General features: G+C 70.3%; 26 protein-coding genes. 20 read left to right on the top strand and 6 right to left on the bottom strand.

Annotated elements, in window-relative coordinates:
• Positions 1–96: 96 nt before the first annotated feature.
• Both OK345_RS06855 and OK345_RS06850 read left to right on the top strand, forming a co-directional pair.
• The gene (locus tag OK345_RS06855; RefSeq protein WP_265127176.1) at positions 97–957 is read left to right on the top strand and encodes a PhzF family phenazine biosynthesis protein; all 861 of its coding nucleotides are present in this window, start codon (positions 97–99) and stop codon (positions 955–957) included.
• A 34-nt stretch (positions 958–991) separates the two neighbouring features.
• A complete protein-coding gene (locus OK345_RS06850) occupies positions 992–1,870 on the top strand; it encodes a PhzF family phenazine biosynthesis protein (protein ID WP_265127175.1) in 879 nt (292 codons plus the stop codon).
• Positions 1,871–1,980: 110 nt separating this feature from the next.
• Here the strand turns inward: OK345_RS06850 and OK345_RS06845 are convergent, their stop codons facing one another.
• Together OK345_RS06845 and OK345_RS06840 are read right to left on the bottom strand one after the other, a co-directional pair.
• Positions 1,981–2,598, bottom strand: a complete 618-nt coding sequence (locus tag OK345_RS06845; RefSeq protein WP_265127174.1) for a glutathione S-transferase family protein — start codon at positions 2,596–2,598, stop codon at positions 1,981–1,983.
• Positions 2,595–4,061 carry a M20/M25/M40 family metallo-hydrolase gene (locus tag OK345_RS06840; RefSeq protein ID WP_265127173.1) on the bottom strand — a complete coding sequence of 489 codons (1,467 nt, stop codon included), beginning with the start codon at positions 4,059–4,061 and terminating at the stop codon, positions 2,595–2,597. Before OK345_RS06840 ends, OK345_RS06845 begins: the two co-directional genes overlap by 4 nt.
• Before the next feature lie 118 nt (positions 4,062–4,179).
• Here OK345_RS06840 and OK345_RS06835 point away from each other — a divergent pair, with 118 nt between their 5' ends.
• The 4 genes from OK345_RS06835 (at position 4,180) to OK345_RS06820 (ending at position 7,793) form a co-directional block, all read left to right on the top strand.
• A complete protein-coding gene (locus OK345_RS06835; protein ID WP_265127172.1) occupies positions 4,180–4,656 on the top strand; it encodes an Lrp/AsnC family transcriptional regulator in 477 nt (158 codons plus the stop codon).
• A gap of 81 nt (positions 4,657–4,737) precedes the next feature.
• A complete protein-coding gene (locus OK345_RS06830; protein WP_265127171.1) occupies positions 4,738–5,772 on the top strand; it encodes a pyridoxal-phosphate dependent enzyme in 1,035 nt (344 codons plus the stop codon).
• 221 nt (positions 5,773–5,993) lie between these two features.
• Positions 5,994–7,070, top strand: coding sequence for a pepsin/retropepsin-like aspartic protease family protein (locus tag OK345_RS06825; RefSeq protein WP_265127170.1), 1,077 nt, complete (start codon positions 5,994–5,996; stop codon positions 7,068–7,070).
• A gap of 105 nt (positions 7,071–7,175) precedes the next feature.
• On the top strand, positions 7,176–7,793 hold the full coding sequence (locus OK345_RS06820) for a hypothetical protein (RefSeq protein ID WP_265127169.1): 618 nt from the start codon (positions 7,176–7,178) through the stop codon (positions 7,791–7,793).
• Positions 7,794–7,976: 183 nt separating this feature from the next.
• On the opposite strand, the gene OK345_RS06815 is transcribed toward OK345_RS06820, so the two are convergent.
• Both OK345_RS06815 and OK345_RS06810 read right to left on the bottom strand, forming a co-directional pair.
• Positions 7,977–9,671 (bottom strand): amidohydrolase, encoded by a 1,695-nt coding sequence (locus OK345_RS06815; protein WP_265127168.1) that lies wholly within the window; start codon positions 9,669–9,671, stop codon positions 7,977–7,979.
• A gap of 76 nt (positions 9,672–9,747) precedes the next feature.
• Positions 9,748–10,182 carry an OsmC family protein gene (locus OK345_RS06810; protein WP_265127167.1) on the bottom strand — a complete coding sequence of 145 codons (435 nt, stop codon included), beginning with the start codon at positions 10,180–10,182 and terminating at the stop codon, positions 9,748–9,750.
• 203 nt (positions 10,183–10,385) lie between these two features.
• Here OK345_RS06810 and fusA point away from each other — a divergent pair, with 203 nt between their 5' ends.
• From fusA to OK345_RS06785, 5 genes are all read left to right on the top strand, one after another.
• Complete coding sequence (gene fusA, locus OK345_RS06805; RefSeq protein ID WP_265127166.1) at positions 10,386–12,431, top strand: elongation factor G; 2,046 nt, start codon at positions 10,386–10,388, stop codon at positions 12,429–12,431.
• Between the two features lie 167 nt (positions 12,432–12,598).
• Entirely contained in the window at positions 12,599–12,997 is a 399-nt protein-coding gene (locus OK345_RS06800) for an HU family DNA-binding protein (protein ID WP_265127165.1), read from the top strand.
• A gap of 282 nt (positions 12,998–13,279) precedes the next feature.
• Entirely contained in the window at positions 13,280–13,582 is a 303-nt protein-coding gene (locus OK345_RS06795) for a DUF3861 family protein (RefSeq protein WP_265127315.1), read from the top strand.
• Between the two features lie 70 nt (positions 13,583–13,652).
• On the top strand, positions 13,653–14,186 hold the full coding sequence (locus tag OK345_RS06790) for a hypothetical protein (protein ID WP_265127164.1): 534 nt from the start codon (positions 13,653–13,655) through the stop codon (positions 14,184–14,186).
• A 394-nt stretch (positions 14,187–14,580) separates the two neighbouring features.
• On the top strand, positions 14,581–15,168 hold the full coding sequence (locus OK345_RS06785; RefSeq protein WP_265127163.1) for a YceB family lipoprotein: 588 nt from the start codon (positions 14,581–14,583) through the stop codon (positions 15,166–15,168).
• A gap of 12 nt (positions 15,169–15,180) precedes the next feature.
• On the opposite strand, the gene OK345_RS06780 is transcribed toward OK345_RS06785, so the two are convergent.
• A complete protein-coding gene (locus OK345_RS06780) occupies positions 15,181–15,723 on the bottom strand; it encodes a type 1 glutamine amidotransferase domain-containing protein (protein WP_265127162.1) in 543 nt (180 codons plus the stop codon).
• 144 nt (positions 15,724–15,867) lie between these two features.
• Positions 15,868–16,335: an SET domain-containing protein gene (locus OK345_RS06775; RefSeq protein ID WP_265127161.1), complete on the bottom strand. Its 468-nt coding sequence runs from the start codon at positions 16,333–16,335 to the stop codon at positions 15,868–15,870.
• Positions 16,336–16,725: 390 nt separating this feature from the next.
• Between OK345_RS06775 and OK345_RS06770 the strand changes: the two genes are divergently transcribed.
• The 9 genes from OK345_RS06770 to OK345_RS06730 all read left to right on the top strand — a co-directional run bounded on the left by OK345_RS06770 (position 16,726) and on the right by OK345_RS06730 (position 23,960).
• Positions 16,726–17,175: an SUF system Fe-S cluster assembly regulator gene (locus tag OK345_RS06770; protein ID WP_265127160.1), complete on the top strand. Its 450-nt coding sequence runs from the start codon at positions 16,726–16,728 to the stop codon at positions 17,173–17,175.
• Between the two features lie 17 nt (positions 17,176–17,192).
• Positions 17,193–18,668 carry a Fe-S cluster assembly protein SufB gene (sufB, locus tag OK345_RS06765; protein WP_265127159.1) on the top strand — a complete coding sequence of 492 codons (1,476 nt, stop codon included), beginning with the start codon at positions 17,193–17,195 and terminating at the stop codon, positions 18,666–18,668.
• A complete protein-coding gene (locus tag OK345_RS06760; RefSeq protein ID WP_265127158.1) occupies positions 18,665–19,084 on the top strand; it encodes a lysozyme inhibitor LprI family protein in 420 nt (139 codons plus the stop codon). The genes sufB and OK345_RS06760 overlap by 4 nt, the downstream gene beginning before the upstream one ends.
• Before the next feature lie 41 nt (positions 19,085–19,125).
• The gene (gene sufC, locus OK345_RS06755; RefSeq protein ID WP_265127157.1) at positions 19,126–19,890 is read left to right on the top strand and encodes a Fe-S cluster assembly ATPase SufC; all 765 of its coding nucleotides are present in this window, start codon (positions 19,126–19,128) and stop codon (positions 19,888–19,890) included.
• The gene (gene sufD, locus OK345_RS06750) at positions 19,890–21,152 is read left to right on the top strand and encodes a Fe-S cluster assembly protein SufD (protein ID WP_265127156.1); all 1,263 of its coding nucleotides are present in this window, start codon (positions 19,890–19,892) and stop codon (positions 21,150–21,152) included. Before sufC ends, sufD begins: the two co-directional genes overlap by 1 nt.
• Complete coding sequence (locus tag OK345_RS06745) at positions 21,149–22,405, top strand: cysteine desulfurase (RefSeq protein WP_265127155.1); 1,257 nt, start codon at positions 21,149–21,151, stop codon at positions 22,403–22,405. The genes sufD and OK345_RS06745 overlap by 4 nt, the downstream gene beginning before the upstream one ends.
• Before the next feature lie 143 nt (positions 22,406–22,548).
• Positions 22,549–23,085: a GNAT family N-acetyltransferase gene (locus tag OK345_RS06740; protein ID WP_265127154.1), complete on the top strand. Its 537-nt coding sequence runs from the start codon at positions 22,549–22,551 to the stop codon at positions 23,083–23,085.
• Positions 23,082–23,414, top strand: coding sequence for a non-heme iron oxygenase ferredoxin subunit (locus tag OK345_RS06735; protein ID WP_265127153.1), 333 nt, complete (start codon positions 23,082–23,084; stop codon positions 23,412–23,414). The genes OK345_RS06740 and OK345_RS06735 overlap by 4 nt, the downstream gene beginning before the upstream one ends.
• Positions 23,415–23,618: 204 nt before the next feature.
• The gene (locus OK345_RS06730) at positions 23,619–23,960 is read left to right on the top strand and encodes a hypothetical protein (RefSeq protein WP_265127152.1); all 342 of its coding nucleotides are present in this window, start codon (positions 23,619–23,621) and stop codon (positions 23,958–23,960) included.
• Positions 23,961–24,066: the final 106 nt, after the last annotated feature.

Raw genomic sequence — 24,066 nt, 5'->3', positions numbered from 1 at the left:
GGGTCGGCACCGGGAAGGTTGCCGCCGGAACCATCCCCGTCCGCCGCGGCGGTTGTTAAGCTGCGCGCCCCTCTTCCACGACGCACACGGACCGCCATGGCTTCCCGCCGCTTCCTGCAACTGGATGTCTTCGCCCCCCGCCCCGGCACCGGCAACCCGCTGGCCGTGGTGGTCGACGCCGACGGCCTGGACGACGCTGCGATGCAGGCCATCGCGGCGTGGCTGAACCTGTCCGAGACGGTGTTCTTCCTGCCGCCGGACGCGGGCGCCGACTACCGCATCCGCATCTTCACCCCCAAGTCGGAACTGCCGTTCGCCGGCCATCCCAGCGTGGGCGCGGCCTGGGCCGCGGTCGAACTGGGACTGGCCACGCCGGACGAAGAAGGCCGGCTCACCCAGCAATGCGCCGCGGGCCTGCTGCCGGTGCGCGTGCAGGGCGGCCGCTGGTTCCGGCAGCTGCACGTGCGCAGCCCGCAGGCGACCCGGCGCGAGTGCGCGCTCGGCGAGCTCCCGCCCGGCCTGGCCGCACTGGCCCATCCCGGGCAGGCGCCCGCGCTGTGGAACAACGGCCCGGACTGGTGCCTGCTCGAAGCCCGCAGCGAAGCCGAGCTGCGCCGCTACCGGCCCGAACCGGCCGCCATCGCCGCGTTACCCGGCAGCGGCAAGCTCGCCGTGTTCGCCCCGGCCGACCGTCCCGACGTCGGCTACCAGTACGTGGTGCGCGCCTTCGCCCCGGGCGTGGGCATCGACGAGGATCCGGTGACCGGCAGTGCCAACGCCCTGGTCGCAGCGCACCTCCTGCAACAGGGGCGGCTGAAGCGCGGCCAGCAGTACCTCGCCAGCCAGGGCCGCGAACGCGGCCGCAACGGCGAGGTGCACGTGCAGGTCGACGACGATGGCCAGGTGTGGATCGGCGGCAGCGTGCAGCCGGTCATCGACGGCCGGATCGAGTGGTGAGCCCCCGCCCCTGTTTTCCCTACGGACCGCATCGATGACCGCCCGCCGCTTCCTGCAACTGGATGTATTCGCTCCCCGCCCCGGCACCGGCAACCCGCTGGCCGTGGTGCTCGACGCCGACGGCCTGGACGATGCCGCGATGCAGGCCATCGCCCGCTGGACCCGGCTGCCGGAAACCACGTTCCTGTTCGCCCCGACCACCCCGGAAGCCAGCTACCGCATCCGCATGTTCAGCCCGCAGAAGGAAGTGCCGTTCGCCGGCCACCCCAGCGTCGGCAGCGCCCACGCCGTGCTGGAGGCCGGGCTGGCGCTGCCGCGCGACGGCGTGCTGGTGCAGGAAGGCGTGGCTGGCCTGCTGCCGCTGCGCGTGGACGAGCGCGAGGGCGTGCGCAGCATCGCCATCCGCACCCCGCGCGCCTCCGTGGCCGAAGTGGTCGCCGCCGATGACGCCCGCCTGCAACCGGCCATCGCCGGCTGGCCGCTCGGCACGCTGCCGCCGGCGCTGATGGACGGCGGCCGCCGCTGGTGGGTGCTGGAACTGGCCGACGAAGCCGCGCTGCGCGGCCTCTCTCCCGACTGGGACGCCATCGCCGCGCTGGCCGAAGGCACCGGCAGCATGGGCGTGTTCGCCCATGCCCGCGCCGCGGCCGGGCAACCGCACGACCTGGCGGTGCGCGCCTTCGTCGGCAACGGCCGCCGCTTCGAGGATGCGGCCTCCGGCGCCGCCAACGCGGTGCTGGCGGCCTGGCTGGACAGCCGCGACGCCCTGCCCGGCCGCGACCGCCGCTACGTCGTCAGCCAGGGCCGCGAAGTCGGCCACGACGCGCAGCTGGCACTGCGCATCGACGGGAACGGCGACGTCTGGTCCGGAGGCCAGGTGCAGACGGTGATCCGCGGGACGATCGACTGGTAGGCGTCACCGGGCCGCCCGGATCGGGCGACCACCCCGCCGCGACTGCGCCTGCCCGGCGTGTCGCACGGACGTGTACGCCCCCACGGGCGGACCCGATCCGCGAACGCCGGTCAGTCGTGGGTATCCCCTGCCAGCCCGGTTGCGCGCATGGACGGCCGCTCCCCGAACGCATCGAACCAGCGGGCCAGCCGCGGGTGCTCGTGGCGAAAATCCGGAAGCGCCCGGAATTCGATCCAGCTCAACGCTGTCGCAACCGCGATGTGGCCGACATCCATCGCGCCATCCACGTCCATTTCGCGCTCGAGCCAGTCGTAGCTTGCGGCCAGCTTGTCGATGTAGCCATCGCGCAGCGCCGGATAACGGAGCGCCTCCGGCCGCCGCACCGTCTCCCAGCGCACGGCGATCCCGGCATCGGCAATGCCCTGCGCCACGGCCTGCACCTGCAGCGTCTTCCACCTCGCCTCCCCGGCCGGCGGGATGAGCGGCCGGCCGCCATGCAACGTGTCCAGACAGGCGCAGATGACGTCGGACTCGAAGATCGGCGGCAACCCGTCACGCAACAGGACCGGAACCTTGCCGAGCGGATTCCGGGAGAAGACATCCTCGTTGCGCAGCGTCGGGCTGGTTTCGTGATGAATGACTTCGATCCGGTCCGCCAGCCCGGTTTCGTGGGCGAAGACCAGCACCTTGCGGGCGTAGGGCGAATGCGTCTGGTAGAGCAGTCTCATGGAACCATTCCATCGGGGTGGGAAGTCGGGGCAACCGGATCGAGACCGCCGTCGGGCGTCCGTTCCAGGTCGTGCAACAGCAACGCCAGCGCCACCGTCAGTCGCCGCGCGGTGGGCAGATGCAGGAATTCATCGGGCCCATGCGCGTTCGACAGCGGGCCGAGCACGCCGGTCACGACGAACTGCGCATCGGGGATCTGCCGGCCCAGCATCGACAGGAACGGGATGCCGCCGCCGCCACCGATGGCCGCACCGGGCCGGCCGAAGGCCTGTTGCGATGCGTTGTCCAGGCTGCGCTGCAACCACGCCGGCGTGGCGGGCGCATTCCAGCCGGGCGATACCATGTCCAGCGAAAAACCGACGCGGCAGGCATAGGGCGGCGCATCCTCCAGGATCGCCTTGAGGCGTTGCGAAGCCGCTTCCGCATCAAGGGTCGGTGGCAGCCGCAGGCTGACTTTCAGTCGCGTGGCCGGCTGCATCACCGCCGCGGCGTGCGCGGTGCCGGGCAGGCCGTCGAGCCCGGTCACGGCCAGTTGCGGGCGCCAACTGCGGTTGAGCACGACTTCGGGAGGCTCGGGGTGGACCGGGCGCAAGCCGGCGATGATGGGCAATGCGGTGTCGAGCCTGCCGCCCAGCGAACCGGCGGCGGCGCATGCTTCCCGCCGCCTCGCTTCCGGGATCCCGACATGGAAGGCCGGCACCACCTCGCCGGTCTGCGGATCCTCGATCCGGGAGAGAAGATGCCGCGCGATCCGGAAACTGGACGCCACCACGCCGGAGGCATCGCCGGAGTGCACGCCCGACTCCAGCGTCCGTACTTCCAGCGTCCCGGCCACCTGGCCGCGCAGCGACGTCGTGGTCCAGAGCTGATCGTAGTTGCCGCAGCTGCCGTCCAGCGCGACGACCAGCGAAACGGCCGCCAATCGCGGGGCGAGCAAATCCAGATAGGCCGGCAGATCGGGACTGCCCGATTCTTCGCTGGCCTCGATCAGGATCAGGCAGCGGGGCCGCTCCCCGCCATGTTCGTGCAGCGCCTTGATCGCCGCCACGGCCGAGAAGAGCGCGTAGCCGTCGTCGGCTCCGCCGCGGCCATAGAGGCGGTCGCCCTCCAGCCGGGGACTCCAGGCGCTGCGGCCGTTCGTCCAGCCATCCATGGCCGGCTGCTTGTCCAGGTGGCCATAGATCAGCGCCGTGGAATCGCCGCTGCCCGGAATATCGACCAGCAGCACCGGCGTCCTGCCGGGCAGGCGCAGCGCTTCGATCGAGACACCGGGCATGTCGGCCAACTGCCCGCGTGCCCAACCCGCCAGCAGCTCCAGGGCGCGCTGCATGTGGCCCGCGCTGGCCCACTGGGCGTCGAACGCCGGCGACAGGCAGGGAATGGCGATGTAGTCGAGCAGGGTCGGCAGGATGCTCCTGTCCCAGGCGGTGTCGATGTTCTTCTGTAGGTCCGGCAGCTTCATCAGTAGGTCGTGCAGGTTCGGCGGGGAGCACATCTTGGCTGCACCTTGCTGCCGCCACGCCGCAATCTGCGGCCCTTTGTTGCCGTTTCCGCGCACGCGCCTGGCGTAAAGTGGCCGCATGGAACTGGACCGCTACGACCGACAGCTGCTGCGCCTTGTGCAGGACGATATCGGTGCCTCCGCCGAGCAGCTCGCCGCGCAGGTTCCCTTGTCGCCCTCGTCGATCCAGCGTCGCCTTCGACGGATGCGCGAGGCCGGCGTCATCGAACGCGAGGTCGCCGTGGTCGATCCCGCCGCGCTGGGGCGCCCCACCTTCTTCATCGTGTCGCTGCAGGTCGAGCGCGAACGGCCCGAGCTGCTGAACCAGCTCCGCCGCTGGCTGGCCGCGCAGGAGCACATACAGCAGGCGTTCTATGTCACCGGCGAGAGCGATTTCGTGCTGGTGGTCGCCGCGCCGGACACCGAGTCCTACGACACGCTGATGGGACGGCTGGTGAGCGAGAACCCCAATGTGTCCCGCTTCACGACCAACGTCGCCCTGAGCGTGGTCAAGCGCGGACTGTCCATTCCCATTCCGGCGCTGCCGGCGGATTGAGCCTGCAAGACGCCGCCAAACCGCACGGAACCGGTGTAATCCGCGGCCTGGCGGCATGAGGGTGCGTGCAGAGTAGGCGGCATGGACACTCGACTCTCTACCCTGGACTTCCACCCGCAGGCCCTGTGGCCGGCATACCGCCCGACCGACCTGATCGAATTGCCGGCGTTGGCCGATCGTGCCGGCGTCGGCCGCGTGCTGGTCAAGCTGGAGAACCAACGGCCCTTGGGCAACTTCAAATCGCTCGGTGGCTTCTGTGCGGGCCTTCGCGCCCTGGCCCGCCACGCCGGCCTGCGGTCGCTGGACCAGGTGCGTTGCCAACAGGACCTGCCGCCGCTGTTGTGCGCCAGCGAAGGCAATCATGGGCTCGCGGTCGCCGCGGCCGCGCACCACGCCGGAACCCGGGCCTGCGTATACCTGCCCATCCAGGTGTCGGACCGACGCGCCGCACGCATCGAGGGCCTGGGTTCCCGGGTCATCCGGGTCGATGGCACCTACGACGATGCGGTGCAGATGGCCAGGCGCGCCGAAGCCGCCGGCATGGGGCTGCTGATACCGGATACGTCCGGCGATCCGTCCGATATCGTCGTGGCCGATGTCATGGACGGCTACGCGGTGATCGCCCGCGAACTGGCGGCGCAGTTCCGGGAAGACATCGGCGGCAAGCCCTCGCATTGCTTCGTGCAGGCCGGCGTGGGCGGCCTGGCCGCGGCGGTGGCGCGCGGCCTGGCCAAGCATTGGCGCTGGCGGGGGCGACTGCTGACGGTGGAACCCGAGCGTGCGTCGTGCGTGGCCGCCGCGCTCGAGTACGGGCATCCCCGGCTTGTCGGTGGCGACCTGCGGACCACGGCCACCATGCTGGCCTGCGGCCTGGCATCGGCTCCGGCCGTGCAGACACTGCGCCGTCATGGGGTGCGCGGGATGAGCGTATCCGATGCCGAACTGGAGGCCGCTGTCCATGTGCTCGCCCGGGATGGCGGCCCGGCAACGACAACTTCCGGGGCCGCGGGCGTTGCCGGCCTGCTGCGGATGGCGGGCAATCCCGGCATGCGGTTGGTGCACATGCTGGACGACGAGAGTTGCGTACTGCTGCTCGTCACCGAGGCGGCGCCATAGGCGGGCCGGCGCGTCCCGGGCGTCGACGTCCACGCCTGGCCGCCGGCAGGCACCGTTCCGTCCCCTGTCCATGCGCCCGGCGGCGGTAATCGATTCCGGCCGGACCGGGCGGAACCACCCCCATTCGGCCGCACCGTTGCGGACAAGCGCCCTGCGCCCCTTGCCACGGAGGCCCGCCACCGCTGCATCGCCATGACCATCGACACAATGACTTGGAGCCGATGACGCTCGCCGGCGCACGCATCAACATCGGACCAAGCCACCAGGAGACGGACATGCCATTGCATTTCCCCCGCGCCCTCTTCGCCATCGTCGCTGCCTGCACGTTTGCGACTGCCGCCGCTGCCGAGCTGCCGGCCCGCTTCGAATCCGGTCTCGTCTACCTGCAGGTGCCGGGCGAAGCCGGCGACCTCCTGCTCTACACCGATACCGGAGGCGGCATGTTCCTGCGGCAAGCCGCCGTCGAGCGGTTGCGGTTGCACACCGACGACGCACCGGCCGGGCTCGTCGAGGAGCTCGGGCCGGATACGCGGACAACGCCGTGGCCGGAACTGCTCACGGCCGCCGGCATCCCGGCGCCGTTGCAGGCGGACACGTCGTTGCTGGTGATGCCGACCGGCGCGGCCGGTGAGCTGCCGGGTACCCGCGACGACGACGGCATGCTGGGACAGGCCTGGTTCGGGAGCCGGGTGTGGACCTGGGACTATCCCGGGAAGCGGTTGCGGCTCGAACCGGCCGGCTGGCAGGCGCCCGCGGACGCGGTCCGGGTGCCGCTGCAGTTCAGGACCGACGCCAGGGGTGCGCGGGAAAACAGCTTTCCCCGCATCACCGCGACGATCGACGGCCATCCCGTGCCGCTGCTGCTGGATACCGGCGCGATGACCGTGCTGGCGCCGGCGGCGCTGGCAGCGCTGGATGACGGGCTGCCGGCGCAACGCGCCACCAGCATGATCTCCGACGCGCTGTTCCGCGCCTGGCGCCAGGCGCATCCGGAGTGGCGGGTGATCGAGAAGGCGCAGGCGGGAACCGGCTCGGCGATGATCGAAGTGCCGTCGCTCGAACTGGCGGGCCAGCGCATCGGGCCGGTGTGGTTCACCCATCGCCCCGACGCCAACTTCCACCGGTTCATGTCGGGGATGATGGCCGCGCGGGTGGAAGGCGCGCTCGGCGGCAATGCCCTGGGGCACTTCGTGATGACGGTCGACTACCCGGCGGCGGCGGCCTGGTTCCGCTGCGTGGCGCAATGCGTGGACGCGCCGGCTTCGGCCGACGCGAGCCGGTCCGGGCGGGATCGATAGCCGCGGCTGGCCGGCTTGCCGCCGCGCCTCCCGGCCATCGGGACTGGCCGGCCAGGGCATTGCCATCGGACAATCGCCAGCACAGGAACGACACGGGGATCGGGCATGAAGTTGACGGAACTGGAACTCGCCATCGCTGCCCATTCCGGCGAATTCCTGTGCGAGGAAATCTCCGATCCGGCATCCAGGAAGTCCATCGCGTTCCGCCACCGGATCGAACCGCCGCAGGCGGGCCGCACCGTGCCTCCCCTGCCCGGCCTGCAGGATTTCTACGACACATTCGGCAGCGTGCTGTTCTACGCCGACGCCCACAGCGGCGAGGCCGCCATTCTTGTCGCCGCGCCCGGGCAATGGGACACGCTGCATGCGCACTTCAGCGCATGGACCGGGCACCTGGACGACCGCGAGCGGGAAGAGTACCTGCCGGACTGGGTGGACGAAGCGCTGGTGGTGGGCGAAGAGCCCCATACCGGCAACTACCTGTTGATACCCACCGCCGGGGAGAACGCCGGGCACGTGGTCCTGTTCGACCACGACGGGTTCGATTTCCTGGACCTGGCGCCCGACCTCCCCACCTACGCCAAGCGACTGCTGGCGCCCGACGATGCCGCATTGACCATGATGGCGACGCACATGCGGTTCATCGAGGACGGCTCATCGGCGCAATGGTGGATCCGCGAGATGCACGACAACCTCGGCAATTCGGCCCGCACATCGGAATAAGCCGCGGCCCCACCCGACGCGATGCGCGGAAGCAGGCAGCCGCGCCGGCTGGAACGTCTGCCATGGCCGCTCCACGGCTGGCGTCGTGGCAGGCGGAGCCGGTCCGCTCAAGAACAAGCCGGGCATCCCGGCAACGGAACCGCCGGAGGGCGGTCCGTGGTGGCCGATCCGCCGGTTGCGGCCTCAATCTTCCGGGAGGGCCGGCGAGGCCGTGTATACCGGCTCGCCGTCGATCCAGGTGGACAGCACCTTCATGTCATCCAGCTGCGCGGCCGGCACCGCCAGCGGGTCGCGGTCCAGGATCACGAAATCCGCGCGCAGGCCCGGCGCCAGCCGTCCCACCTGCTGCTCGTCATGACCGGCCCAGGCGGCATCGGCGGTGAAGCCGCGCAGCGCCTCGGCGGCGCTCAGCCGCTGCTCCGGTTGCCAGCCGCCCGGTGGCCGGCCGTCGCGGTCCTGCCGGGTCACCGCGGCGTACAGGCCCAGCCGCGGGTCCACCGATTCGACCGGGAAATCCGAACCCAGCGCCAGCCGTGCGCCGGACTGCAGCAGGCGCTGCCAGGCATAGGCGCCCTGCACCCGCTCGGCGCCGACGCGCTGCTGCGCCCAGCCCATGTCCGAGGTGGCATGCGTGGGCTGCATCGAGGCGATCACCCCCAGCGGCGCGAAACGGGGAATGTCGTCCAGCGACACCACCTGCGCATGCTCGACGCGCCAGCGGTGGTCGCTGTCCCTGCGCTCGCCCAGCACCTTTTCGTAGGTATCGAGCACGATGCGGTTGCCGCGGTCGCCGATGGCATGGGTGGCCACCTGCGCGCCGCAGCCGTCGGCCTTGCGCACGGCGGTCTCGAAGTCCTCCGGCGAGGTCACCAGCAGGCCGTGGTTGCGCGGGTCGTCGCTGTAGGCCTCCAGCAGCGCGGCGCCGCGGCTGCCCAGCGCGCCGTCCATGAACAGCTTCACGCCCTGCATTTCCAGCCGGCCGCCGGCATGGCGATAGAGTCCGTCGCGACACAGGTCGTCCAGCGCGTCGCCGTTGCCGTCGGCATAGGCGTCGATGCGCAGCGGCAGCCGGCCTTCGTCGGCGAAGCGCTTCATCAGCGCCAGGTCCGCGCGCGATACGCCCATGTCGTGCACGCCGGTCAGGCCGTTGCTTACCGCCTTGTACAGCGCCCGCTCCAGCGCGCGTTCGCGGCTGGCTTCGTCCAGTGGCGGAATCGCGTCGGCCACCAGCGCCATCGCCGCGTCCACGAACACGCCGCTGGGCTGGCCATTGCCGTCGCGCTCGATGCGGCCGCCGTCCGGTTGCCAGTCGCCGGCCAGCGCACGCGCGCCCTGCTTCGCCGCCACCGCGCGCAGTGCCGCGCTGTTGGCCCAGCCGGCGTGGCCATCGACGCGGTCCAGCCATACCGGCCGCTCGGGAAACGCCGCGTCGAGGTCGGCCGCGGTGGGAAAGGTCTTGTCCGGCCACAGGTTCTGGTCCCAGCCGTTGCCGCGCAGCCACTCGCCCTCGGGCAGGGTGTCGGCGAACGCGCGCAGGCGGGCGACCACCTCGTCCTTGCTGCGCGCTCCGACCAGGTCGGCCTGCATCAGGGCGTATCCCAGGTACATCAGGTGCGCATGCGCGTCGATCAGCCCGGGTACCAGCACCGCCTGGCCGACGTCGGTATGCCTCGCCTGCGGGTACAGCTCCAGCAGCGCGCGGCGCTCGCCCACCGCCAGCACGCGACCGTCGTCGCTGTCCCATGCCAGCGCGGTGGCCGGCGGCTGCGCCGGATCGCCGGTATGGATCGCCGCGGCGGTGACCACCTGCACCTCGGCAGCGGCGGTCGACGACAGCAGGCAGGGCGCGAGCAGGGCAAGACAGGCGAGGCGGCGCATGCGATGGCTCCAGGGAAACAGGCCACGACTATGCCGCCACCGGTCCGCCATCACAATGCGCGCTTCCCCGCCCGGCTCAGCCGGACAGCTCGGCCTCCAGGCTGATCGGCACCGCGCTCAACGCCTTGGACACCGGACAGTTCTGCTTGGCGTCGTCGGCCACGGCGCGGAACTTGGCCGCGTCGATGCCCGGCACCACCGCCTTCACCTTGAGCCGGATCTGCGAAAGCTGCGGCCCGCCCTCCATCGACAGGTCGACGTCGGCACGGCTGTCCAGCGAGGTCGGCGGGAACCCGGCTTCGGTCAGCTTGGCCGACAGCGCCATGGTGAAGCAGCCGGCATGCGCGGCGGCGATCAGTTCCTCGGGATTGGTGCCCTTCTCGTCGCCGAAGCGGCTGCTGAAGGCATAGCGGGTGTTTTCCAGCAGTCCGCTCTGCGGAGTGCTGAGCTGGCCCTTGCCGCTCTTGAGGTCGCCTTCCCAATGCGCGGTGGCATAACGCGAAATGCCCATGCGGTGTCTCCTCGGTGTGAATGACCGGGCCACCATAGCGTGGCGCGCGTTACGGCCTTGTGCGTCGCAACGTGCGATGGACGCCGCCCGCGCTACATTGCCGTTTCCGCCATGACCGCCCTGCGAGCCGCATGCTCCAGGCCGCTCCGCATGGACAGCCATGACGCCCTTTCGACCCAGCATCGCTACTGGAGGAACGGCTCATGTCCTACAGCACACGGCAAATCCGCAACGTGGCCCTGGCAGGCCACCCAGGCGCCGGCAAAACCACCCTGTTCGAAGCCCTGCTGCATGCCGGCGGCACCCTGCAGACGGCGGGCAGCATCGAACGCGGCACCACCGTGTCCGACCACGATCCCCTGGAGAAACAGCGCGGGCATTCGATCGACAGCGCCATCGCCGGCATCGACCGGCCCGACCTGCACCTGAACCTGATCGACACCCCCGGCTATCCGGAATTCCGCGGCGCCGCGCTGTCGGCGCTGGCGGTGGTGGAGACGGCGCTGATCGTGGTCGATGCCGGCCGCGGCATCGAGTACGGCACCCGGCGGCTGATGCAGCGCGCGCGCGAACGCCAGCTGTGCCGCGTCATCGTGGTCAACAAGATCGACCAGGAAGGCACCGACTGCGCCGCGCTGCTGGAGGCGCTGCGCGCCGAGTTCGGCCCGCAGGTGCTGCCGCTGAACCTGCCCACCGGCGGCGGCAGCGATGTGGTCGACTGCTTCGGCCAGGACAGCGGCGACAGCGATGCCGGCCCGGTGTCGGCCTGGCACCAGCGCATCCTGGACCAGGTGGTGGAGATCAACGAAACGGTGATGGAGCACTACCTGGACGCCGGCGAGGACGGCCTGTCCGGAATGGAACTGCACGATGCCTTCGAGCAGTGCCTGCGCGAAGGCCACCTGGTGCCGGTGTGCTTCGTCTCGGCCCGCAGCGGCGCCGGCATCGAGGCATTGCTGCAGATCGCGCACGACCTGCTGCCCGACCCCGGCGAGGGCAACCCGCCGCTGTTCGTCGCCAGCGACGGCGACGGCAGCGAGCCGGTGGAGGTGCGCGCCGATCCGCAGGCGCCGGTGGTCGCCGACGTGTTCCGCATCATCAACGATCCCTTCGTCGGCAAGATCGGCGTATTCCGCCTGTACCAGGGCACGATGCACCGCGACATGACCCTGCTGGTGGACGACAACCGCAAGCCGGTGAAGGCCGCGCACCTGTTCCGGCTGATGGGCAAGGAACACCTGCCGGTGGACATGGTGGTGGCCGGCGACATCGCCGCGCTGGCCAAGGTGGACGAGATCCACTACGACGCGGTGCTGCACGACCGCCACGAGCAGGACCACCTGCACCTGGCGCCGATCGCCTTCCCCAAACCGATGTTCGGCCTGGCCATCGCCCCGGCCAGCCGCGGCCAGGAGCAGAAGCTGGCCGCCGCGCTGGAACGCCTGGCCCAGGAGGACCCGGCGCTGAACATCGAGCAGCAGGACGATACCCACGAGACCGTGATCCGCGGCCTGTCCGACCTGCACCTGCGGATCGTGCTCGAACGCCTGACCGGCCGCCATGGCGTGGAGGTGGTGACGCACACGCCGCGCATCGCCTACCGCGAGACCATCGCCGCCGCGGCCGAAGGCCACCACCGCCACAAGAAGCAGACTGGCGGCGCCGGCCAGTTCGGCGAGGTGTTCCTGCGGGTGGCGCCGCTGCCGCGCGGCGCCGGCTTCGAGTTCGTCGACGAGGTCAAGGGCGGCACCATTCCCGGCCAGTTCATGCCGGCGGTGGAGAAAGGCGTGCGCCAGGTGCTCGAATCCGGCGCGGTGGCCGGGTTCCCGCTGCAGGACATCCGCGTCACCGTGCACGACGGCCGCCACCACCCGGTCGACAGCAAGGAGGTGGCCTTCGTCACCGCCGCGCGCAAGGCCTTCCTCGACGCCATCGCCAAGGCCACCCCGCAGGTGCTGGAGCCGGTGGTCTCGCTGCAGGTGACCGCGCCGGAAACCCAGGCCGGCGACATCACCGGCGGGCTGGCGGCCAAGCGCGCGCGCATCAACGGCACCGATTCGATGCCCGGCGAGATCGTCATCCACGCCCAGGTGCCGCTGTCCGAACTGGACGGCTATGCCGCCGAACTGAAGTCCGTCACCGCCGGACGCGGCCGCTATTCGCTGGATTTCAGCCACTACGAACCGGTGCCGGTACCGGTGCAGCAGCGGCTGGTGGCCGCCCACCAGCCGCATCCGGACGAGGACTGAAACGGCACCACGGGGGCATCACCACGTCGGGAAATCGCGTCCGCCACGATTTTTATGCGGTTTTTCGTCGATTCCCTATTGGCGCCGCAGGATTCATGCCCTACATTTCGCATGCCGACGGGGTTCGGCGCGATCAAAACAACCAACCGTTCACGGAACAGGAAATCATGGCAAAGACCGCTAAGAAGGCTGCCCCGAAGAAGGCAGTGAAGAAAGTCGCTACGAAGGCAGCCGCCAAGCCGGCCGCTCCCAAGCCGATCAAGGAAGCCCTGACCAAGTCGGGTCTGGTTGCCCACATCGCCGAAGCTACCAGCGTCGCCGCCAAGGACGTGCGCGCCGTGCTCGCCTCGCTGGAAAGCGCGGTCGCCGCCTCGGTGCACAAGAAGGGCGCGGGCAGCTTCACCCTGCCGGGCCTGCTGAAGATCACCACCGTCAGCGTGCCGGCCAAGCCGAAGCGCAAGGGCATCAACCCGTTCACCAAGGAAGAGCAGTGGTTCGCCGCCAAGCCGGCCACCACCAAGCTCAAGGTGCGTCCGCTCAAGAAGCTCAAGGACGCCGCGCTCTGATCAGCGCGCGTCATGCGGTCAACGGACGGGACGGCGCAATGCCGTCCCGTCCGCTTTTGCAGGCAGCGCAACCGCGCACGCTCGCCTGCCGCCCCCTCGCCGGCTGCCCGACCACGGGTCCGCAACGCTGAATTCCGGAAACCGCCGACCGGGCGCAGCGCCCGCCGGCAGCGCGACGACCGCCGCCTCCGGCATGGGTTGGAACACAGCGTCATGGCCCGGCTCCTCGTCGCTGCCGCCGCACCGGCCTATGGTGGCCACACCGCCCCACCGGTCGTCCCCATGTCCAGCCAGACCCATCGCTACCGCATCACCGTCACGCCGATCGAGAAGGACGGCCTGCAATGCAGCGGGCGTTGCACGATCGAATTCGAACAGCGCAGCCCGCAGGACTGGATGCGCCTGCTCGAGGCCGCACAGCGGCAACGCAGCCTGTCCGCCGACGAACACGCCGCCCTGCTCGTCGCCAGCCAGTTGCTGGACGGCCTGGCGCGCTCGCACGCGCAGCAGCCGGACCACCCGCTGGCGGTGCTGAAGCCGCAGATCGACCGCGTGACCGGGCAACTGCAACCGTCCGGCGGCTGACGCCGGCCAGCGCACCGGTTCCGGCGCGGCGATGCGCTTACACTGCGCGCATCTTCCGCGGAGACCTGCAATGCGTGCCTGGCCGATGCTGATTGCGATGCTGCTGTGCGCCGGCTGTTCCTGCCAGCGGTCTTCCACCGCAACCGAAGGCAGCGACAGCGATCGCGATACCACGGCAGCAGCGGACGCCATCGCCGCCGTTCCCGCATCCGACCCGGATGGCGCCGCCGAGGCGGATGCCACCCCTTCCGCATCGAACCCACGCACCGTCGCGGCCAGCACCGTGCACGGCTATTTGCATGCACTGCTGGAGAGCGACCGCAGCCGTTCCGACGCGTTCTGGGCCGGCGGCAAGCCGCCGCCGCAACCGGACGACGCCGTGCTGCGTTCGCTCGAAGGCATCCGCAGCCTGCGCGTGAACAACGACGCCGGCATCGCCCTGGACCAGGAGCGACCGACACGCGCGCTGGAGATCCCGGTGCGCCTGCGCGTGAGCACCGACGACGGCGTGCGCCAGTTGCGCGGCTGGTACCGGGTGCGCCAGCGCGTGGACGGCAGCGGCTGGGAAATCACCTCGGCCTCGCTGCAACCGGTGCTGGACTGAAGCCGGCGCGCGCCGGAGGTTCGTCGCCTCCCCCTTGTTCCCTGCAATGCCGCGGGTGATGCGGGAACGTAATGTCCCGTTCGGTTTCCGCCGCCGTCGTCCAGGCGGCCTCCCCGCCGATGTCCGGCACCCGCCCGAACAGCGGCCACGGCAGGTGGCGGACCAGGATGCCGCGGCGAGCTCCGTCGACGGCGACCACGTTCGACCCGCGAATCCGGCACCCGCGCCGGCGGCCGTTGGAGAGGCCGCGGCGCAACGGGCCGGCAACGCCCCGCACCAACCTGCGCGGATGCGCAGCGGCGGGACCGGACGGCAGCGGCGACGGCACCCGCACCGCTAACCGCCGGCTCACCCGCCCCGCTTATCGTGGACGCCTCTGTCCGGTGGACCACCCATGAACGTACGCGCCCTGCTCATCGCCGCCCTGCTCGCCGCCTTCACCGTCCTCCCGGCCCAGGCCGCGCCCCGCATCGATGGGCAGCGCCTCGCGATCGCGGCCGACGACGTGCAGCAGTATCTCGACGGCAGCTTTCCGCGCACCCAGGACGCGCTGGGCGGATTGCTGGAATTGACCGTCAGCCATCCGCAGCTGGCGCTGCCGGCCGGCAGCCGTCTCGACCTCGGATTCGACCTGGCCATGGCCACCGCCGGCGGCAGCGCGGTGCCGGTGGGCAACATCAAGCTCAGCAGCGGCCTGCGCTACGACGCGCAGACCCAGGGCTTCCATCTGGAGCAGCCGACCATCGACGGATTCCGCCCGGCCAGCGCCGGCGGCGAACTGGATTCGCGCACCCGTGGCCTGCTCAACCTGTGGCTGGCCGACTATGCGCGGCGCGAGCCGATCTATCGGCTCGACCCGGCCATCGCCAACCTGCTCGGCACGCTGCAGGTGCGCTCGGCCAGCATCGAGAACGGCCGGATCATGGTCGACTTCAACCAGAACCTGGAGCAGCTGATACCGGCCGGCCTGCTCGGCAGGTAACCGGCACGCCACTCAGGCCGCCAGCGCCCTGGCCACGGCCTCGGTGAAGGCGGGGATGTCGTCCGGCTTGCGGCTGGTGATGAGCGCGCCGTCGACCACCACCTCGGCATCGGTCCAGTGCGCGCCGGCATTGCCCAGGTCGGATTTCAGCGACGGCCACGAGGTCACCTTGCGCCCCTTGGCCAGGCCCGACTCGATCAGCAGCCATGGTCCATGGCAGATCGCCGCCACCGGCTTGCCGGCCCGGGCCACGTCGCGGATGAAGGACACCGCCTGGTCGTCGATGCGCAGCGCATCGGGATTGATGACCCCACCCGGCAGCACCAGCGCGTCGTACTTGCCGGGATCGGCGCCGTCCAGCGGCTGGTCGACCGCCACCGTTCCGCCCCAGTCCTTGCCTTTCCAGCCGCGGATGCTGTCGCCCTGCCCCGGCGCGATCACGCTGACGGTGGCTCCCCAGGATTCGAGCAGGCGCTTGGGCTCCTGCAGCTCGGATTGCTCGAAGCCGTCGGTGGCGAGGATGGCGACGTGTTTGCCGTTCAGTGCGTGTGCCATGGAGACTCCTGCATCGAAGTGAGGAGTCAGCATGGCCGCGACGGCATTGGCCGGCGGTGACCGGCATGTGCACGGCGCGTGGGTTCGGCGGATCGGCACCGCACCGGGGCGTGGATGCCAGCGGGCCTTCCGCGGCGGGACGGCTCAGCGCTTGGGCTGCAGCATGGTGCCGGTGCAGTTCTTCGCGCCGCAACGGCATTCCCAGATCTTCTTCAGGCGCGGGGTGTGGCGCTCGGCCAGGGTGATGCCGTAGTTGTAGGTCAGCTCCTCGCCCGGCTTGATGTTGCGGATCGCCTCGATGAACACCTTGTCGGCGGTACGGTCGTCGCCCTCGGCCTCCTCGATCAGCGCCTCGCAGTTCGGATCGCAGCTGTGGTTGATCCAGCGCGCGTCGTTGCCCTGGTGGTTGGCGTCGATGACGTAGTCGTCGTTGAGCGTGAACAGGAAGGTGTGGCCGCTTTCCACGTCGCCGGTGTCGTCCGCATCCACTTCGGCGTGGGTGCGGCGCTTGCCCTTGTACTCGATCACCCGCTCGCCCTTCTTGATCGCCGCCAGCGCGAACACGCCGTTGCCGTGGATGGAGGACTTGCGGGCTTGGATCTTCTTGGGCATGTGCATGGCCGTGTCGATGGAAGCGGGGATTCTCGCTCATGCCGGCCGATCGCCCAACTGCCATCGCGACATGGAAGGACGGCAGCGGCGTCACGGTGGCGTCATCGCGCGGTGGCCGGCCGGCTCGTGGATGCGCCGCCGGGGTCCGGGCCGGTGCCGGGCGGAGAGGCGGAAACCACAGCGACCGTGCTCGAGCTGCGGCAACGGCAGCCCTTGTGCGTTGCAGCCGACGGTTGCCGCAGGAATCCGCCGCTGCGCATACCCGTCCCCACCCGGGCATCGCCGACATGCCCGGGCACCACGCCGGAGAACCGAAGCTGAACAGAGGGACTTGGAGCCCGATCACACAAAGCGTACAATTTTGGTCCGCTTTGAGGTCCACCACACCCCATGCTCCGCGTCACCAAGCTCACCGACTACGCCACCGTTGTCCTGACCGTGCTCGCGTCACGGCCGGGCGAGGTGCTGAGCGCGACCGAGCTGGCTGAATACGCCAGCCTGGAGCCGCCCACCGTCAGCAAGCTGCTCAAGCCGCTGGCCCAGGCCGGGCTGGTGGAAGGCCTGCGCGGCGTGCGCGGCGGCTACCGCCTGACCCGCGACGCCGGCGACATCACCCTGATCGAGATCGTCGAGGCGATGGAAGGCCCGCTGGCGATCACCGAATGCAGCCACGACCACAGCCAGTGCGGCATCGCCGAACAGTGCGGCGTGCGTGCGAACTGGCGCCTGATCAACGACGTGGTCGCCGAGGCGCTGCGCGGGGTCACCCTGGCGCAGATGCTGCACCCCCTTCCCCTTGCCGACCGACGACGCTCCATCGCCGTCGCCGTCGTCTCCTGAAACCGTAGGCAGCCCCCATGGCCACCGAAACCATCGAAACCGTCGCCCCCGCCGACACTCCGAACCGCGAGATCCACGAACAGCTCGGCCGCAAGTACGCGGCCGGCTTCGTCACCGACATCGAGTCCGACTCGCTGCCGCCGGGCCTGAGCGAGGACATCATCCGCGCGCTTTCGGCCAAGAAGGAAGAACCGGAGTGGATGACGCAGTGGCGCCTGGACGCCTACCGCCACTTCCTGACCATGCCGATGCCCGAGTGGGCCAAGCTGCAGATCGCGCCGATCGACCTGCAGGCGCTGAGCTACTACTCCGCGCCCAAGGGCCCGAAGTACAAGTCGCTGGACGAAGTGCCGCAGGAGCTGCTCGACACCTACGACAAGCTCGGCGTGCCGCTGCACGAGCGCGCCAAGCTGGCCGGCGTGGCGGTCGACGCGGTGTTCGACTCGGTCTCGGTCGGCACCACCTTCCGCAAGGAACTGGCCGAGAAGGGCGTGATCTTCTGCTCGATGTCCGAGGCCATCAAGGAACACCCGGAACTGGTGAAGCAGTACCTGGGCACCGTGGTGCCGGTGGGCGACAACTACTTCGCCGCGCTGAACTCGGCGGTGTTCTCCGACGGCAGCTTCGTGTTCATTCCCAGGGGCGTGCGTTGCCCGATGGAGCTGAGCACCTACTTCCGCATCAACGCCGGCCACACCGGCCAGTTCGAGCGCACCCTGATCGTGTGCGAGGACAAGGCCTACGTGTCCTACCTGGAAGGCTGCACCGCGCCGATGCGCGACGAGAACCAGCTGCACGCCGCGGTGGTCGAGCTGGTGGCGCTGGAAGACGCCGAGATCAAGTATTCCACCGTGCAGAACTGGTACCCGGGCGACGAGAACGGCGTCGGCGGCATCTACAACTTCGTCACCAAGCGCGCCGAATGCCGCGGTGCGCGCAGCAAGGTCACCTGGACCCAGGTCGAGACCGGCTCGGCGATCACCTGGAAGTACCCGTCCTGCGTGCTGCTGGGCGACGACTCGGTGGGCGAGTTCCACTCGGTGGCGCTCACCCACCACCGCCAGCAGGCCGACACCGGCACCAAGATGATCCACGTCGGCAAGCGCACCAAGAGCAAGATCGTCAGCAAGGGCATCAGCGCCGGCCGCGGCCAGAACACCTACCGCGGGCTGGTCAAGGTGGCGCCCGGCGCCGAGGGCGCGCGCAACTACACCCAGTGCGACTCGCTGCTGATAGGCAAGAAGTGCGGCGCCCACACCTTCCCCTACATCGAGGTGCGCAACCCCAGCGCCACCGTCGAGCACGAGGCCACCACCTCCAAGATCTCCGACGACCAGCTGTTCTATTGCCGCGCCCGCGGCATCGACCAGGAGAACGCGGTGTCGATGATCGTCGACGGCTTCTGCAAGCAGGTGTTCCGCGAGCTGCCGATGGAGTTCGCGGTCGAGGCCAAGAAGCTGTTGGAAGTGAGCCTGGAAGGATCGGTCGGATGATCCGCCCCTTCCTTCTCGCGCTGCTGCTCGCCGCCGGCGTGCCGGCCCTGGCCGGCGCACGCGACGGCGCCGGCCAGCTGCCCTGCAACCCGGAAGGCTCGCAGGTCGAGCTCAACGCCTGCGCGGCCAATGAACTGGCCGCCGCCGATGCCGAGTTGAACGCCACCTGGCGCGAGGTGCTCAAGCGCCTGGGTGACGATGCCGTTGCCGTGGACCGGCTGAAGACCGCGCAGCGGCTGTGGATCCAGCTGCGCGATGCCGACCTGGAAGCGCAGTTCCCGCTGGCCGAGGGCCAGGACCCGCGCATGCAGTACGGCTCGATGTACCCGATGAGCTTCGCCTCCGCCAAGGCCGAGCTGACCCGCCAGCGCACCGGCTACCTGCGCGCGCAGTTCCTCGCGGACGTTCCCTACTGAACCGCGTGCCCGCCCCCATACGAAACAAGACGATTACCCATATGTTGAAGATCGAAAACCTCCACGCCAGCATCGCCGGCAAGGAAATCCTCAAGGGCCTGTCGCTGGAAGTGAAGCCCGGGCAGGTGCACGCCATCATGGGCCCCAACGGCGCCGGCAAGTCCACCCTGGGCAACGTGCTGGCCGGCCGCGAGGGCTACGAAGTCGGCCAGGGCAGCGTGCGTTTCGAAGACGCCGACCTGCTGCAGCTGGAACCGGAAGAGCGCGCCGCCGCCGGCCTGTTCCTGGCGTTCCAGTACCCGGTGGAAATCCCCGGCGTCAACAACACCTATTTCCTGCGCACCGCGCTCAACGCCCAGCGCAAGGCGCGCGGCGAGGAGGAACTGGACTCGATGCAGTTCCTCAAGCTGGTACGGCAGAAGCTGGCGGTGCTGCACCTGAAGGACGAGCTGCTGCACCGCGGCGTCAACGAGGGTTTCTCCGGCGGCGAGAAGAAGCGCAACGAGATCTTCCAGCTGGCGGTACTGGAACCGAAGCTGGCGATCCTGGACGAGACCGACTCCGGCCTGGACATCGACGCGCTCAAGAGCGTGGCCGACGGCGTCAACGCGCTGCGCTCGCCGGAGCGCTCGTTCATCGTCATCACCCACTACCAGCGCCTGCTCGACTACATCAAGCCGGACGTGGTGCACGTGCTGGCCGAGGGCCGCATCGTCAAGAGCGGCGGCCCGGAACTGGCGCTGGAGCTGGAAGCCCACGGCTACGATTTCCTGAAGAGCCGCGTGGTGCCGGAGGCCGCCGTCTGATGAGCGCCCTGCTCGACTCCCTGGCCAGCGCCTTCTGCGGCAGCGACGAGCGCCGCGCACAGCTGGACGCCGCCCTGCGCGACGGCCTGCCCGCCGCCCGCAACGAAGCCTGGAAGTACACCTCGCTGCGCGCGCTGGAGCGGCGCAGCTTCGCGCCCGCGCCGCTGCAACCGGCGGCCATCGACCCGGCGCTGCTGGCGCACGTTCCCGCGCCGCGGCTGGTGTTCGTCAACGGCCGCCCGGCGCCGGCGCTCAGCGACCTGGCCGGACTGCCGCAGGGCGTGCAGCTGCAGCCGCTGTCCGCCGCATTGGCCGCGGGCGAGGAAGCGGCCCGCTTCCTGGAGCGGCGCTTCGAGCGCAGCGAGGAAGTGTTCGCCCGGCTCAACGCCGCGCTCGCCGACGAAGGCGTGCTGCTGCGCGTGGACGAGGGCGTGCAGGTCGACGCGCCGCTGCAGCTGGTGTTCGTCGGCGCCGCCGCCGATGCCGACCTGGCCTGGCACCACCGCCACCTGATCGAACTGCGCGCCGGCGCCTCGCTGCACCTGGTCGAGCATCACCTGCACGCCGGCGACGCGGCGCACTTCGGCAATACCCTGGTGCACGTCCACCTGGCCCGCCAGGCGCAGCTGTCGCACGCGCGGGTGCAGGCCGAGGGCGGACGCGCCACCTCGCTGCTGCGCACCGACGCGGTGCTGGCGCGCGACGCGCAGTACCGCCGCGTCGACCTGGAGCTGGGCGCGGCGCTGACCCGCCACGAACTCAACGTGCGGCTGGAAGGCGACAACGCCCGGTTGACCGCCAACGGCGTGCTGCTGGGCAACGGCCGCCGCCATGTCGACACCCGCCTGGGAATCGAGCACATCGCCCGCGATACCGCCGCCGAGATGCTGTGGCGCGGCGTGGCCGCCAACCGCAGCCGGGTGGTGTTCCACGGCGGCATCCACATCCGCGAAGGCGCCGACGGCACCGACGCCAACCTGTCCAACAAGAACCTGCTGCTGTCGGCCGACGCCGAGATCGACACCCAGCCGACGCTGGTGATCGACGCCGACGAGGTCAAGGCCGCGCACGGCGCCACCGTGGGCCAGCTCGACGCCAATGCGCTGTTCTACCTGCGCACGCGCGGGCTGCCGCAACAGCAGGCGCAGCAGCTGCTCAGCGCCGCGTTCTGCCACGAGCCGCTGCGCGCGCTCGACGGCGCCCTCGCCGCCGCGCTCGCGCAGCAGCTGGACCGGGCGCTGGCGCAGGCGGGCGTGGCATGAACCTGTCCACCCCGCGCCCGACGACCGATACCGCCCTGATCCCGGACTGGGACCGGGTACGTCTGGATTTCCCGCTGCTGATGCGGCAGGTGCACGGCAAGCCGCTGGTGTACTTCGACAACGCCAACACCGGGCAGAAGCCGCTGCAGGTGATCGCCGCGCTGGACGAGTTCTACCGCCGCTACAACGCCAACGTCAGCCGTGCGGTGCATGCGCTCGGCACCGAGGCCACCGATGCCTACGAAGGCGCGCGCGGCAAGCTGGCGCGCTTCCTCAACGTGCGCGCCGACGAGCTGGTGTTGTGCAGCGGCACCACCTTCGCCATCAACCTGGTGGCGTATTCGTGGGCGCTGCCGCGGCTGAAGGCCGGCGACGTGATCCTGGTCTCGCGCATGGAGCACCATGCCAACATCGTGCCGTGGCAGCTGGTGGCGCAGCGCACCGGGGCGACGATCAAGGTCGCCGAGATCCTGCCCGACGGCAGCCTCGACCTGGACGCGCTGTACCGGGCGATGACCCCGGAGGTGAAGCTGCTGGCGGTGGCGCACGTATCCAACGTGCTGGGCACGGTCAACCCGGTGCGCGAGATCTGCCGCGAGGCGCGCAAGCGCGGCATCGTCACCGTGGTCGACGGCTCGCAGGCGGCGCCGCACCGGCGGATCGACGTGCCGGCGATCGGCTGCGACTTCTACGCCATCACCGGCCACAAGATGTGCGGCCCCACCGGCACCGGCGCGCTGTGGGCGCGGCGCGAGCACCTGCAGGCGATGCCGCCGTTCCTCGGCGGCGGCGAGATGATCAAGGAAGTCAGCTTCGACGGCACCGTGTTCAACGATCCGCCGCACCGCTTCGAGGCCGGCACCCCGAACATCGCCGGCTTCGTCGGCCTCGGCGTGGCGGTCGACTACCTGGAGGCGCTGGGGCTGGAGCACATCGAGGCGCACGAGGCCGAACTGCTGGCACACCTGACCGAGGAGCTGCAGCGCATCGACGGCCTGCGCATCTTCGGCACCGCGCCCGGCAAGGCGGCGGTGGTCTCGTTCCTGGTCGAGGGCGCGCACGCCCACGACCTGGCCACCCTGCTCGACCTGGAAGGCGTCGCGGTGCGCTCGGGCCAGCACTGCGCGCACCCGCTGCTGCAGTACTACGGCGTGGCCGCCACCTGCCGCGCCTCGCTGGCGTTCTACAACACCCACGAGGAGATCGAGCGCTTCATCGCCGCCCTCAACAAGGTGCGCAAGCTGCTGGGCTGAGCGGAAAGCTCGCGACTGACGTCGCTCCTACAACAGCGGGGGATGTTGTAGGAGCGACGTCAGTCGCGACACCCCTCCGGGCGCGACCGGCTGGCAGCGCCATCCCTCCCCCGGATCCGCGCGAAGCACCTAGAATGCGCGGCATGAACGACCCGACCTTCCGCGCCGCCACCCCGGCCGACATCCCCGCCCTCATCGAACTGGTCACGTCCGCCTACCGCGGCGATGCCAGCCGCGCCGGCTGGACCACCGAAGCCGACCTGCTCGACGGCCAGCGCATCGACGCCGAAGGCCTGGCCGCCGACCTGGGCCGCGCGCGCAGCGAAATCCTGGTCGCCGAGCGCGATGGCCGCCTGCTGGCCTGCGCCCACATCGCCGACGAGGACGGCGCCGGCTACTTCGGCATGTTCGCCGTCGCCCCCGGCGAACAGGGTTCCGGGCTGGGCAAGCGGATGATGGCCGAGGCCGAACGCCTGGCCGCCGAGCGGTGGCAGCTGCCGTGGATGCGCATGACCGTGATCGACGTGCGCGATGAGCTGATCGCCTTCTACGAACGCCGCGGCTACCGCCGCACCGGCATCAAGAAGCCGTTCCCCTACGGCGACGAGCGCTTCGGCATCCCCAAGCGCGACGACCTGCGCTTCGAAGTGCTGGAGAAGCCGCTGGCGGTGCCGGCATGAGCGGGACCTGGACCTTCGTCTGCGCCAGCGAAGAGCTGCTGCCCGGCGAAATGAAGACCGCCTGGGACGAGGTCACCGGCGTGCCGATCGTGGTGTTCAACCTCGACGGCGAGCTGTATGCGCTGGAAGACCAGTGCACGCACGAGGAATTCGAGCTGTCCTCGGGCACCTTCGACCCGGCCGCGGGCACCATCGAGTGCGTGCTGCACGGGGCCAGGTTCGACGTCCGCGACGGCCGTGCCCTGTGCGCGCCGGCCTATACCCCCGCGCCCCGGTTCCCGGTCAAGCGCGAACACGGCGGCATCTGGGCCCGCGACGACCGCGACTGAGTCCGGTCGCGACGCCACCACCGTCCATCGCCTGCCCTCGGCTTGCCCCTGGTGCGCCGACGACTGTTCATGCGAATCATTATCGTTTACATTATCTAAATGTATCCGTGTGTATCGCCGACCTGAATGCGTCTCCGGCCTGCCGCCGACCGACCGCCCTGCGCCTCGTCGCGGAGCGTGCTGTCCGCCTGGCTGGTGGGTCTGTTGCTGCTGGTCGGCAGCCTGGTTGCGCTGCTTGCCGCCAGCACCACGGCGCCTGACATCCGCCTGCCCGGCCTGCAGCCCGTCGCCGCCCTGGCGGCGATGCACGGCCTGCCGTCGCATCCGGGCGAGCGGCCGCTGCATGCGGTCGCCACGACCGGTTCCGATGGCGAAGCCGGCCGTATCTTGCGGCTGCCTCCGCCGCTGCCGCCGGGCAGCTGGCCGGCGCGCCACCAGCGCCGCGCCGTCGCCGCGGCGCTGCCGCTGACCGTCGTCGCGCGGCCCGCCGCCAAGGCGCAACGATCGCCTCCCGCACAGGCCCCACCCGGCCGCTTCCGCTGCTGAGTTCCCGCTGCTGATCCTCCACCACCGGCTGCCTGCGCAGTCGCCGGCGGCTTCCACCGCTTCCCTTCCGAACCCGCAGGTGCCAGGGCCACGTCCCGGTGCCCGG

Source organism: Xanthomonas chitinilytica (assembly GCF_026107455.2).
Taxonomy (GTDB): domain Bacteria; phylum Pseudomonadota; class Gammaproteobacteria; order Xanthomonadales; family Xanthomonadaceae; genus Stenotrophomonas; species Stenotrophomonas chitinilytica.
The sequence above is the reverse complement of the archived record's forward strand: the minus strand, read 5'-3'. Positions and strand labels throughout refer to the sequence as shown.

Bases quoted from the DNA above. Each gene is read 5' to 3' on its own strand.
- OK345_RS06855 (WP_265127176.1), top strand. From the start codon at position 97: ATGGCTTCCCGCCGCTTCCTGCAACTGGATGTCTTCGCCCCCCGCCCC.
- OK345_RS06850 (WP_265127175.1), top strand. From the start codon at position 992: ATGACCGCCCGCCGCTTCCTGCAACTGGATGTATTCGCTCCCCGCCCC.
- OK345_RS06845 (WP_265127174.1), bottom strand. From the start codon at position 2,598: ATGAGACTGCTCTACCAGACGCATTCGCCCTACGCCCGCAAGGTGCTG.
- OK345_RS06840 (WP_265127173.1), bottom strand. From the start codon at position 4,061: ATGAAGCTGCCGGACCTACAGAAGAACATCGACACCGCCTGGGACAGG.
- OK345_RS06835 (WP_265127172.1), top strand. From the start codon at position 4,180: ATGGAACTGGACCGCTACGACCGACAGCTGCTGCGCCTTGTGCAGGAC.
- OK345_RS06830 (WP_265127171.1), top strand. From the start codon at position 4,738: ATGGACACTCGACTCTCTACCCTGGACTTCCACCCGCAGGCCCTGTGG.
- OK345_RS06825 (WP_265127170.1), top strand. From the start codon at position 5,994: ATGACGCTCGCCGGCGCACGCATCAACATCGGACCAAGCCACCAGGAG.
- OK345_RS06820 (WP_265127169.1), top strand. From the start codon at position 7,176: ATGAAGTTGACGGAACTGGAACTCGCCATCGCTGCCCATTCCGGCGAA.
- OK345_RS06815 (WP_265127168.1), bottom strand. From the start codon at position 9,671: ATGCGCCGCCTCGCCTGTCTTGCCCTGCTCGCGCCCTGCCTGCTGTCG.
- OK345_RS06810 (WP_265127167.1), bottom strand. From the start codon at position 10,182: ATGGGCATTTCGCGTTATGCCACCGCGCATTGGGAAGGCGACCTCAAG.
- fusA (WP_265127166.1), top strand. From the start codon at position 10,386: ATGTCCTACAGCACACGGCAAATCCGCAACGTGGCCCTGGCAGGCCAC.
- OK345_RS06800 (WP_265127165.1), top strand. From the start codon at position 12,599: ATGGCAAAGACCGCTAAGAAGGCTGCCCCGAAGAAGGCAGTGAAGAAA.
- OK345_RS06795 (WP_265127315.1), top strand. From the start codon at position 13,280: ATGTCCAGCCAGACCCATCGCTACCGCATCACCGTCACGCCGATCGAG.
- OK345_RS06790 (WP_265127164.1), top strand. From the start codon at position 13,653: ATGCGTGCCTGGCCGATGCTGATTGCGATGCTGCTGTGCGCCGGCTGT.
- OK345_RS06785 (WP_265127163.1), top strand. From the start codon at position 14,581: ATGAACGTACGCGCCCTGCTCATCGCCGCCCTGCTCGCCGCCTTCACC.
- OK345_RS06780 (WP_265127162.1), bottom strand. From the start codon at position 15,723: ATGGCACACGCACTGAACGGCAAACACGTCGCCATCCTCGCCACCGAC.
- OK345_RS06775 (WP_265127161.1), bottom strand. From the start codon at position 16,335: ATGCCCAAGAAGATCCAAGCCCGCAAGTCCTCCATCCACGGCAACGGC.
- OK345_RS06770 (WP_265127160.1), top strand. From the start codon at position 16,726: ATGCTCCGCGTCACCAAGCTCACCGACTACGCCACCGTTGTCCTGACC.
- sufB (WP_265127159.1), top strand. From the start codon at position 17,193: ATGGCCACCGAAACCATCGAAACCGTCGCCCCCGCCGACACTCCGAAC.
- OK345_RS06760 (WP_265127158.1), top strand. From the start codon at position 18,665: ATGATCCGCCCCTTCCTTCTCGCGCTGCTGCTCGCCGCCGGCGTGCCG.
- sufC (WP_265127157.1), top strand. From the start codon at position 19,126: ATGTTGAAGATCGAAAACCTCCACGCCAGCATCGCCGGCAAGGAAATC.
- sufD (WP_265127156.1), top strand. From the start codon at position 19,890: ATGAGCGCCCTGCTCGACTCCCTGGCCAGCGCCTTCTGCGGCAGCGAC.
- OK345_RS06745 (WP_265127155.1), top strand. From the start codon at position 21,149: ATGAACCTGTCCACCCCGCGCCCGACGACCGATACCGCCCTGATCCCG.
- OK345_RS06740 (WP_265127154.1), top strand. From the start codon at position 22,549: ATGAACGACCCGACCTTCCGCGCCGCCACCCCGGCCGACATCCCCGCC.
- OK345_RS06735 (WP_265127153.1), top strand. From the start codon at position 23,082: ATGAGCGGGACCTGGACCTTCGTCTGCGCCAGCGAAGAGCTGCTGCCC.